Source organism: Rhodopirellula maiorica SM1 (genome assembly GCF_000346295.1).
GTDB lineage: Bacteria > Planctomycetota > Planctomycetia > Pirellulales > Pirellulaceae > Novipirellula > Novipirellula maiorica.
The window spans coordinates 1-11275 of the sequence record NZ_ANOG01000269.1; the positions used below are offsets into that span (position 1 = coordinate 1).

7 protein-coding genes are annotated in these 11275 nt (G+C 54.5%); 1 reads left to right on the plus strand and 6 read right to left on the minus strand.

Annotation, left to right across the window (positions count from 1 at the left end; all coding sequences use genetic code 11):
• The coding region (locus tag RMSM_RS08540; protein ID WP_040764861.1) for an SLC13 family permease at positions 1 to 801 on the minus strand (801 nt) is incomplete at its 3' end.
• 437 nt (positions 802 to 1238) lie between these two features.
• Here RMSM_RS08540 and RMSM_RS08545 point away from each other — a divergent pair.
• Positions 1239 to 1934, plus strand: a complete 696-nt coding sequence (locus RMSM_RS08545) for a GntR family transcriptional regulator (RefSeq protein WP_008694224.1) — start codon at positions 1239 to 1241, stop codon at positions 1932 to 1934.
• Between the two features lie 247 nt (positions 1935 to 2181).
• On the opposite strand, the gene RMSM_RS08550 is transcribed toward RMSM_RS08545, so the two are convergent.
• The 5 genes from RMSM_RS08550 to RMSM_RS08570 form a co-directional block, all read right to left on the minus strand.
• A complete protein-coding gene (locus tag RMSM_RS08550) occupies positions 2182 to 3801 on the minus strand; it encodes a ribulokinase (RefSeq protein WP_040764859.1) in 1620 nt (539 codons plus the stop codon).
• Between the two features lie 10 nt (positions 3802 to 3811).
• A complete protein-coding gene (locus RMSM_RS08555) occupies positions 3812 to 6811 on the minus strand; it encodes an exo-alpha-sialidase (RefSeq protein ID WP_081614077.1) in 3000 nt (999 codons plus the stop codon).
• A complete protein-coding gene (locus RMSM_RS08560) occupies positions 6808 to 8226 on the minus strand; it encodes a sulfatase (protein ID WP_008694227.1) in 1419 nt (472 codons plus the stop codon). The genes RMSM_RS08555 and RMSM_RS08560 overlap by 4 nt, the downstream gene beginning before the upstream one ends.
• Before the next feature lie 118 nt (positions 8227 to 8344).
• Positions 8345 to 9961, minus strand: coding sequence for a sodium:solute symporter family protein (locus RMSM_RS08565; RefSeq protein ID WP_008694228.1), 1617 nt, complete (start codon positions 9959 to 9961; stop codon positions 8345 to 8347).
• Positions 9958 to 10881, minus strand: coding sequence for a dihydrodipicolinate synthase family protein (locus RMSM_RS08570; protein WP_008694229.1), 924 nt, complete (start codon positions 10879 to 10881; stop codon positions 9958 to 9960). Before RMSM_RS08570 ends, RMSM_RS08565 begins: the two co-directional genes overlap by 4 nt.
• Between the last annotated feature and the right edge of the window lie 394 nt (positions 10882 to 11275).

Below are 11275 nucleotides of genomic sequence, written 5' to 3' on the forward strand. Positions count from 1 at the left end.
GCGAGTGATCCACAGAAACGCCGTCAACGACAGCACGCCCAACACACGCCGCTGAGCAGTCGTCCAAACGCCTAAATCCTGAAGCTGCATCGAACAACTTCGTGACAAGCCTCGCGTTAACAACACTCCGGCCACCACGATCATGATCGCGGCAACAGGCACCCCGATCTTCAGCCACGAAAAAAAATCGACGGTTCGCTCGCTCTGTTGCTCGTAAATCGAGACAAACACGCCGTTGGGAGGCGTGCCGATGATCGTCGCAATCCCGCCGATACTCGATCCATATGCGACCGCCAACAACAATGGCACATGCAGTCGCGAGTCCTTTTGTTCATGCAGTACCGCAATCGCCACGGGCAACATGATCAGCGCCGTTGCGGTATTCGATATCCACATGCTTGAAAATGCCGAGGCGGCTAAAAACCCTAGCACGATTCGTCGCTGGGAACTTGTACCCAACAATTTCATCAAGCCATGCGAAACTCGCAAATGCGTTTGCGAATGTTCGGCGGCTCGCGAGATCATAAATCCGGCCATAAACAACAGCACAAACTTGTCACCATACGCTTCGGCAAGCTGTCGATGGTCTAACACTCCGGCAAACGGGAAAACGACAAACGGCACCAGCGATGTGACCGGAATGGGAACCGCTTCGGTACACCACCAAACGCCACACAGCGAGGTGACGGCCGCCGTGACCGCGGCGGGATGCGAAAGCCCAAACATCGTCACGCATAAACCATAAATGACCAACGCTACCGCAATTCCAGCAGCGGTACAAAGAACGCGAAAATGCAGCATTCGGGCAGGTTCCAAGAAAAGCAAATCGACAGAGGAAGGGTATAGAGAGCGAGATCAAACTGCCGACGCTGGGGGAGTCCAACACCGTCATTGAAGCAAAACAGTGTAGCGAATTTGTGGGGGGAAAGGCGTATGGTGACAGACCCTTTCCCAGCGGATCGCCAGACGGATAGCTGTTCCACTCGCTTGCACTGTCCTCTATTTGCAGCCAATCGACTCGCGAACCAGTGAACGCATGTCTGTGTTTCTGCCAAATCGGCTGGCGGAGCCGCAATGCAACTCTATCGAATCCCAGCGAACCCCTTTTCGCTGGGGCGATGCCTAAAAGACCTTTGTAATTTTCGCCCTACCTCGGCTCTGCTAAACGATTCGTAAACGTTAGAATAAAAGTCGTCGAAACGACCTATTCTTTTCTGTCAGTAAATTGGGTTCCCAATATGAGCACCGAAACAAACGCCAGCCGTGCGTATCAGCATCTACGAAACAAGTTGATCTCGGGTGAATTTGAACCGGGCGCTCGTCTGTTGTATGGTCCGATCGGCAAAGAAATCGGAGTCAGTGCGACGCCGGTGCGGGAAGCCGCTGGGCAACTTGCCAACGAAGGCCTCGTCGATCTGGTTCCCAACATGGGGGCCATCGTCCGATCGCTTGATCGTTCCGCCCTAATCGACATCTACGAAGTGCGTGAGGTGATCGAGCCCTACACGGCGGCTCGGGCTGCCGAACGAGCCACTCCAGAGCAAATGGCTAAGATTCAAGCCGAATTAAAGCGGATGGAAGAATTGACCGCGAAGCAAGAAAAAGCCTCGGCCCAGTATGCGGGCAAGCGGATTAAAGGTCAATTTGACAAGGCCGACTATCAATTTCACATGCTGATCATCGAGGCCACCGGCAATCAGGCACTCGTTCATACGGCGTCACAATCCCAGGTCTTAACACGGGTATTTGCTATCCGCCGACACCGTCATGATGTCGTTGCGATGAAACGCACGTGCAAAGATCACCAAAAGATCTATCGAGCGATCAAGAAACATGACGCCGAAGCTGCCCGCGAAGCCGCCGCTGCCCACATCCGCAACGGTCTAAAAGTCTCGTTGCTGGAAATCGACGAAAACGAAAACGGCGAAGCCTAGTACTGCGTTCAAATCCGATTTCCTGTAGCGAAACTCGTCAAGAGTTTCGTTCCTCGCAAGTCAAACTTGCCGTCTTCAACTTGATCGTACTCTCGATCTTAATCTCCTCCACGCCACCGACTGTCTCCGGCGTAATTCGCTGAAGATTAGGATTAAGAGTAAGATTATGAGTAAGAAGGGAAAGCGAAAAAAACTTGCGAATTCGATTCCGGGGCCACAGCGTGATTGAAGGACGATGGCGTTGGCACTAATGCCCTGCCAATATCGTGGCGAGGTTTCGGTACTCGTTGTACAGCCGATCGTAGGCTGCGGTCCGTTCGCTTCGCGGACGGACGATGTCTTGTTTCCCGTCGGGGACACCCGCCATCGCGGTGGCCGCTTTGCTGACACTCGAAAAACCGCTTGCTTCCGATCCTGCTGCAATCATTCCCAACACCGCCGCGCCGACTGCCGGGCCTTGCGTTGATGGATGAATTTCAATTTCCATCCCCAGGACATCGGCATACACCTCGACGAACGTGCGGTTGTGGTGCGGTAATCCTCCGGTGGCAACCAATCGATCGATCGGTGCACCGCCGTCACGAAGCAATTCGACGATCCAGCGGAGCCCAAAGGCTGAGCCTTCCATTAGCGCCAGATACAAATGTTCCGGACCGTGGGCGAGTCCCAAACCGGTGAACGCACCACGCAAGCTGCCGTCCATCAACGGCGTGCGGCAACCATTCATCCAGTCCATACACATCACGCCTTCGGCGCCCGGCGGCAATCGCAGTGCCGCTTCGGCCAGCGAGTCAAAGGAATCAAGTCCAAGCAATCGCCGTAACCACGCGAACGCATCGCCGACCGCAGCTTGACCTGTTTCGTACCCAAACATGCCTGGCAAAATGCCGCCATCGACCACCCCCGCGATCCCAGGGATATCGGCTGCGGTGGTGGCGTTCAGCATGTGACAACTGCTGGTCCCCATCACCATCACCAGCACCCCGGCGTCAGCGGCGCCGACACCTGGTACAGCCGAGTGGGCGTCAATAATCGCGGTGGAAACCGGAATGCCTTGGCAAAGTCCGAATCGCTCCGCCATCGTTGCGGTCAACCCCCCGGCGGGCTCGCCAGGCGAACGCATCACCCCCGGTAGGCATTCTTTTGCCGCCGTGGCTAACTGCGGATGGACGGCAGCAAAGTAGTCGCTCGATGGATAACCGTCCGTCGCGGACCACATTGCCTTGTAGCCAGCTTGGCAGGTCGATCGAGTCAGCGAAGCGGCGGGCCCACCTACCAATTGCCACACGAACCAGTCTCCGGCTTCCAGCCAAACTTCGGCCGCCGAGGCGACTTCGGGAGCATTTTCGATCGTTTCGAGCATTTTGGGAAAGAACCATTCCAACCCGATCGTGCCGCCATAACGCTGCAAAAACGGTTCGTCACGCTCTCGGGCAACCGCATTCATTCGCTCGGTCTGCTCAAGTGCACCATGGTGTTTCCAAAGCTTCGGCCAAGCCAACGGAGTCGCACGAAACTTCTCCAGTTCACACAAGGGTGTGCCATCGAGTGTGGTCGGCAGCATCGTGCAACTGGTGAAATCGACTCCGATGCCGACGATCGTTTCGGCATCCAATTCCGCGTCGCGGATCGCAGCACGTGTTGCTTCGGCGGCTGAATCGATCCAGTCGCCTGGGGCTTGTAGTGCATACCGCGGTGGTAACGGGACATCGCAATTCGGCAACGACTGAGTGATTTGGCCATGAGCGTAATCACGTGATGCCAAGCCGAGTTGGTTGCCCGCAGCGTCGATCAGAATCGCACGTACCGATTCGGTTCCAAAGTCTAACCCGAGGGCGACCGGTCTATCCAAGGCAGCGGAGTTCATCACAATTCCTCTATTTCGACTGCGTCGGTGTCAATTCGGCCGGATCGACCACCACGTGCTTGATCAATTCCCGTTTCCAGGTATAGGTGATGTGGACCATCCCGTCATCGGTTTGGATGATTGCCGGGTAGCTGAACTCACCTGATTTTTCCTTCTCAAGCACTCCGACTTCTGTCCAATTTATTCCGTCCTCGGAAACGGCGAGGTTCAACAAACTTCGCTTGCCCCAGCCATTGTCGGACGACCCAAGATGGTTGTAGATCATCAATTGACGGCCGTCGGTGAGCGTCACGACATCGATTCCCGAATTCGGATTGGGCATGTTGGTCGCGACCAATTTCGACCATGTCTCACCGCCATCGGTGGACTCGGTCAACGCAATCACACTTTCTTGGGTGCGGCAAAGTGCTTGCAGTCGACCATCAGGATAGGTCAAAATTGTCGGCTGAATCGCACTAAATTCTTTGCCGTCGTTGATCGGTCCGATGCGTTTCCAGGTACCACTAAGCTCGCCATCGGCCAACGTGATTTTTTCGAAATGGACTCGCCATCCTTCGTTTTCGGTGGACGAACCGCAGAGCAGCGTTTTGCCATCGCTGAGCAAAATCGGTTTGCAGCGAACCGGACCATCAATGCCTTCGGGCAATCGTACGCGGTCGGTAAACGTGCGTCCGCGATCGTAGCTGACCATCATCTCGCCCCACCAACTGTGCGGCCGCGGTCCGACTTTGAAAAACAGTAACAAGGGGCCATCGCCGGGCGGTTGATACAGTACCGGGTTCCAGCACGGGTGACGCATGCCATCATGTTGAACGCCGTCGGCCACGTTCAAAGGTCGTGACCACTTGAGTCCGTCATGGAAGCTGGTCCAAATCACCACGTCTTTGTTCCCTTCCCTGCTTCCACCAAACCATGATGCGACCAATCCGCGAGAGGTTTGGCAAATGGTCGACGCATGACACGCTTTGAACGGAGCGTCCTTGAAAATGAACTCGCTCGAGACCAGGCCTGGGAATGCAGGCTCGGCAGCAGGTTTCGGTTCGCTTGGCATCATTTCGTCGGAAGTGAATGTCACACAATCATCATGAGCAATGTGGTAGATCCGACCGTTCTCGCTGCCGACCAACAAGTCCGGTTTGCCGTCGTTGTTAAAGTCACACACGGTGGGGCTCGACGTGTGTCCGGCGACATTTCGTTTGGCCAAGTTGCCGACCTTTTTCAGCATCACTTTGCCATCGACATCGGCACAATTGCGATACCACGTTGCGTTTTCAGAGTTGACCAGCACGTCGAGTCGTGAATCGCCATCCCAATCGACTACCGCCAACTTGACTCGCCCCGATCGACCGCAAGTTCCCGAATTCAGCTGTAGCGGTTGTCCGGCTTCGTCAATGAAAATTCGCTCGGCTGCTCCGCCGTCGCGGCGAAGCGTTAGATAACCTTCTTGGTCCAGCATCACCAAGTCGAGTTTCTTGTCGCCATCGAAATCGATCGCCATCGGTGTGGTTCGCCACTGAGTCAATGCGGCGCTGGACAAGGTTTGCCACCAATACCATTTCGGGGGCGCTTCACGTTGTCCGGTATCGAAATTCTTTTCAACAAGCGTGCCGGATTCGTTGGTCAACATGCCCAATTGCGACAGGATCGAATTGTAAACGATGTCACCATCGCCATCGCCGTCCCAATCGGCAACCGACAACGTGGTGTAACCCCACTTAGCTTCGGCTGGGCCTTGGATCGAACCACTCGGGCCGGCCATCACACGAAACGGTTGCTGAGAACCATCGTCGTGTTTGACCTCCAACAGTTTCGGGGCTGCCCATTTCGGTAGCCCATTTTTCGCATCGCCAAGGTTCTCGAAGTAGCCAATCGATCCAGCGGTATTGCCACAGATGATGTCTTCGTCACCATCGTTGTCCCAGTCATATGCAAATGGAGTTGCCAGTGCACCGAACTTGAGTGTATCGGCTTGTTGTTGGAAGTATTGCGGAGCTTTGAAAACAGGCTGGTGGTCACGAAGTTCGCCAGTGTTTTCCACCAAGGCAACGCGTCCATCCTCGTCTCCCACGATCAAGTCGAGGTCGCCATCGGCGTCCCAGTCGACGGCCGTTGGTGTAATCATTTGTAGATGCATTACCAGCGGATTGCCGATATCATCGTTCAATTTTCGGCCCGCCGCGTACACAGGTTCGGTACGAGTACCGATATTCTGAAAATAGGTGAAACCGTCCAGAAATTCACCGCACAACAAGTCCAGATCACCATCGTTATCAAAGTCGGCAAAGTTCGGGCTCGGCCAGCCGTAGACATCGATCTCGCCGCCACCAGCTTGCAAACGCTCAGGTTGCGAGGAATATTTAGGCTCGTCGTCGCTGCCTTCGTTCTCGATCAAATAAACATAACCGTGCAGTGGCCCGTTTCGCCAATGCCCGTGGTTGTCATAGGCGTGATCCCAACTGTAATCGGTCCAATCGCCGCTGCCGACGACGATGTCTTGATCCCCGTCACCGTCGTAATCGACGTACCGCCACATGTTCGCGCGAGTATTGCCCTTGGTGTGATGGTTCGGGTTGGAGTGGGCGTTGATCTTGGTCGGTTTTGAAAAATTGAACTTGCCTGTCTTCGCGTCACGGCGAAACTCTTTTGCCGGCAACATCACGATCGGTTCACCATCAACCACGCTCATCTGCATGAAATGGCTGCCGTGGGCAATCCGAACTCCCGCCTTGAAAACCGGCATCTTTTCATTTGGATCTTGGGACGGATTCTCGAAAAAGTAGGTGCCGTTGGATGGTTTGTCAGGACAACTGACCAACAGGTCCATGTCACCGTCGTTGTCGTAATCCATCGGCAATGGAAACGCCCACAGCCCCACGCCCAAGTCGACTTGCAAGCCTGGGGTGTTGTATTCCAGCGGTTGCAGTTTCCACTGCGGTTCGTCCGCCACGGCAAATGAGCTGAGCGTCAAGACGCACATCCAGCAATAAATAGTCAAGTTCGATAACTTCATTTCTTCTCTTTCGGTAGGGCTCGGCGGGCGTTCATCGTGGTTAAATGAGTGTCGAGTCGAGTACGCATCTGCGCTGCAATCTCGGGAAGCGATGCACTCAAATCGTGCTGTTCCGCAAGATCGGTTTGAAGATCGTACAACTCGATACGATCGTCTTCGGCAAAGTGGATGATCTTGTAGCGTCCGTGGCGAAACGCCGATTGCGGACGTGTTTGGCTGACGGCAAAATCGTTCACTCCGATCGACTGTTGCGCATCTTTGAATCCAGTTTCAGGATGGTAATAAGGGAAGTGCCAAATCAGGCTGCGGTCAAATTGTAATCGAGGATTGCTCAGTAGTGGTGTGATGCTGATGCCATCAACATCGTTTTGGACCGAAGAGATTGCGGTAGCGCTTGCAATATCGACAAACGTCGGCAACAGGTCGTAGCCAATCACGGCGGTGTCGCTGCTGGCACCCGCGGTGATTTTGCCGGGCCAGCGAGCGATCATCGGTACGCGAATCCCCCCTTCGTACAGGTTCCACTTGGATCCTCGTAGCGGAGCATTACCGCAATATTCGGGGTGACCTCCGTTGTCCGACAAAAAGACGACCAACGTATTTTCTCGTTGTTCCGATTTGTCGATCGCCGCTAGGATTTCGCCCACATGATGATCCAACGTTTCGACGAACGCGGCATACTGTAGTCGCTTGGATCGCTGTGGGATTGTTTCAGGAAGCTTGGCATCATACTTTTCCACCAACCAACGACAGCGGTTTTTCACCGGTGTATGAACATAAAACGACGACGCCATCAAAAAGTACGGTCGGTCATGAGGGCGACGAATGTAGTCGCAAACGCGTTGCACCATCGAATCTTCGGGGATCACGCCAGCGTCGGATTCCCGTTTGCGATTCGCTTTGGTCCAGGCATAGGGGTGGTCGCCAAAATCTTCCTCGGCGACTTCGAAACCTTGCTTCGGCGGACCATACTCGGGATGCCAACCCAAATAACGTCGATGATGCTGGCTGACATGCCATTTGCCGAAAAACGCCGTTTGGTAATCCTGCATCGCCATCCGCTCGGCAATCGTTGTTTCCGCCAGCGGCAGGTTCAATGTGAGTGGAGGCGTTATCAGCGGGACATCCCCTTCGATTCGCTGGCGGCCGGGGGCTTCTTTGGTGACAAATTCAAAACCGAGTCGCGGGACTGCTTTGCCCGTCAGGATACTGGCACGTGCGGCCGAGCAAATCGGCGCCGGCGAATAGGCACTGGTAAAACGCATGCCTTCGCTCGCCAAACGGTTGATGTTGGGGGTTTCATGCCAAGCGTGTCCATAGCATCCCAAGTCCGACCAACCCAAATCGTCCACTAAAATGAACACGATATTGGGTTGCTCGCTGGCCCGCAGCGGCGAAAGTGTCCCGGCAGTCACAAGGAGAAGGGCGAAAAGAAATTGCATCCTAACTTTGCACATCGAGCTTGAATCTCTATTGTTCGTGAGAAAGAAAGGGGGGGAGGGAGGCCGGTTGTGCTCGGTTGCCGTGGGGACGCTATTCCTGCACGGAATCGGTTGTCTTTTCGCTGCTGAATATTGCAACCAGCGATCCGAGCAGGATGATTGCGGAGGGGCCAATCACGATCACCAACAATGGATGAAACGGACTAGCGATGCGATCAAGCTGCGTTGGCCAGTAATCGGTTTGCGACGCAGCCATCCATGCGATCAATAGCATCCCGCTGATCAGCACCAGTACCGCCGCACCGCCTCGGATCTTGGGAACAATGATGCCGAGCAAAAATAGGCCAATGATGGCCGCCCCGAGGACTGCCGATAAAATCCACCAAATATCCAGTGCACTTTCGGTCAGTCGGACCAGTGCCAATGCCATCACCGTTCCCATCGCGCCCCATGCGATCGTCGATGCGCGAAGCACGCGGACGTGTTCGGTATCGGACGATTCAGGACGCAGCAGTCGCTTGTAGAAATCGCTCATGACCAACGTGGCCGATGAGTTCAGCGACGTGGAAACGGTGCTCATTGCTGCGGCAAACACCGCCGCGATCAACAGCCCACGAGCTCCCATTGGCAAATTCGAAGCAATGAAATGTGGAAATACACGGTCGCCAAGGTCCTTTTCTGACAATCCGTCAATCGTCTCGTTCAATCGGGAAGCGTACTCCGGTGCATCCGTGGCAATCCCAGCCTGCATCATCTTTTGTTCCGCGACGATGACACGGACTTCTTGCGTTTGTTCGGGATGGCTTTCGTAGTAGGCAAAAAGCGATGATCCGATAAACAAAAACAACGCACTGACGGGCACGTACAATAACGCTCCGAACCAAACGCTTTTGGCCGCTTCACGGTCGGTGCTGGCGGCGATGTATCGCTGGACGTAACTTTGGTCGACGCCAAAATTACGCAGGTTGTCGAACAATCCATATGCCAACACGACCCACAGCGTCGGTTGCGACACCGCGAATAGCGAGGTGCTGCCGAGCGAGAATTTCTCGTTGCGATTGGCGACCTCGATCACTTCGCTCGGACCGCCTGGCATGTCAAACAACAAGATGCCAAGCGCCAGAAGTGCTCCGGCTAACAAGACGACCGCTTGAATCGCGTCGGCCCAGATCACCGCGACAATGCCGCCGACAAACGAGTAAATCGTAACGATGATTCCCGTCACGATGATCACAATGCGGATGTCCCAACCAAACAGCACGGCCATCGGCAGTGCCATCAAGTACATTACCACTCCGATGCGAGCAATCTGAAACAGCAAGTAAAAGCAGCTGGCGTACAGTCGCGCCCATAAACCAAAGCGGTTTTCCAGCAACGAATAGGCCGACACCTCGCCCGACTGGCGATACAGCGGCAGAAAAAAACGTACCGCGATCGCCGCCGCGAAAGGTAGCGCCAGCGAGAAGGCAAAGGCGTTCCAATTATCGACAAACGCTTTACCCGGTAACGCTAGGTAGCTGATGCTGCTTAGATACGTGGCAAAGATCGATAGACCACACAACCATCCCGGCAACGTACGTCCGCCGGCCGTGAATTGATCCGCAGTGTTGTTGCGTCGCCAGAAAAACAACCCCAATGCCATGATGGCAACGAAGTATCCTGACAATACGAACCAGTCGACACCGGTAAAGAAAACAGCAGCAATCACAGAGCCCCTACTCCTCGCAATACCTCGGCAACACGCTCACGCTGAGGGGCAAGGAACGGGTGGAATGGATCCGCAGGCAGATCGCTGCAAATTCCAATCAATGATAACGCGGACTTGGTGGCTTTGATGTGACGCGATGCGTATTTGCCAACCTCGTAGATCTTTTGGAATTCCAAGATCAATTCACGCCGCTCGGTCGCTGTCGCTTCGTCGCCATCACGCAGCGCGTTATAGCACTGCACAAACAGTTCAGGCATCACGTTCGCCCCGCCGTTGACCCCGCCATCACCACCCAAACGATGAGCTTCTTGCAACAGAGCTTCGGGGCCTAACAGCACCGTCCAATCCGGACGATCGAGTTTTAATTGGCAAACTTGGCCAAAATAATCCAAGTCACCGCTGCTGTCCTTGACTCCGATGATCGACGGAATGCTGGAAAGCGTTCGCAGCGTTTCGATCTCGTACCAAACCTTCGTCAAACCAGGCATGTTGTACAGCATGATCGGCAGTGGGATCTGCGGTGCAATGTTTTGCACGTACGAAGTCAACTCGGTTTGCCCGGCGGGAAAATAATAGGGAGTGGTTAATACCGTCGCGTCCGCTCCGCAGTCAGCGGCGTACTGGGCAAGGTTGACCGTTTCGACAAACGCGGTATCCGCAATCCCCACCAACACCGGAATGCGTCTCTCGACGATTCGAACCGTCTCGGCGATCATCTCGCGACGCAAGCGGTAACTTAAACTCGGTGCTTCGCCGGTTGTCCCCAGAATGAACACAGCCGAGACGCCGCCTTCAATCACATGGCTCAATAACCGCTCTAAACCCTCATGATCCAACGTATCGCGTGCTGTTAGAGGTGTGACCAACGGGGGCACGATCCCCTGCAACGATAGTTTCGATGATTGGGCGATGGTCGACATCTGCTGGGAATCCTAGAAAGTTGAAAAGTGCAAATCGAATCCCGCCAATGACAAGTATTCTAGCCTAATCCTGGCCGTGACGGGATGGCCAAGATCATTGGCGTCTTAAGTCGCATCGCGATCGCACCGCCTTGCGAAGCGGAGTGACTTAAGTCTATAGAGTTTAGCTGGTTGTCAGCATAGTGCAATATCTAGCAAGGTCCGAGTCGACCTAAATTAGCAACTTCGGGCCTTTTTCTCGGAAACTCGCATTCGGCATGCTGACAAAAAGGCCTAAAAACAGAATTAATTCTCACGAACTGCACGACAGCATTGAGCAGCCGACCTTGTGACGCGCCCACTCGGGCCGTTTGGCAAACCACTTTTCGTGTTCCGGTTAGTTCGCTGTAAGGAT

What these genes read in the sequence shown, in the direction of transcription:
- RMSM_RS08545 (WP_008694224.1), top strand. Translation starts at nt 1,239, where the DNA reads ATGAGCACCGAAACAAACGCCAGCCGTGCGTATCAGCATCTACGAAAC.
- RMSM_RS08555 (WP_081614077.1), bottom strand. Translation starts at nt 6,811, where the DNA reads ATGAAGTTATCGAACTTGACTATTTATTGCTGGATGTGCGTCTTGACG.
- RMSM_RS08570 (WP_008694229.1), bottom strand. Translation starts at nt 10,881, where the DNA reads ATGTCGACCATCGCCCAATCATCGAAACTATCGTTGCAGGGGATCGTG.
- RMSM_RS08550 (WP_040764859.1), bottom strand. Translation starts at nt 3,801, where the DNA reads ATGAACTCCGCTGCCTTGGATAGACCGGTCGCCCTCGGGTTAGACTTT.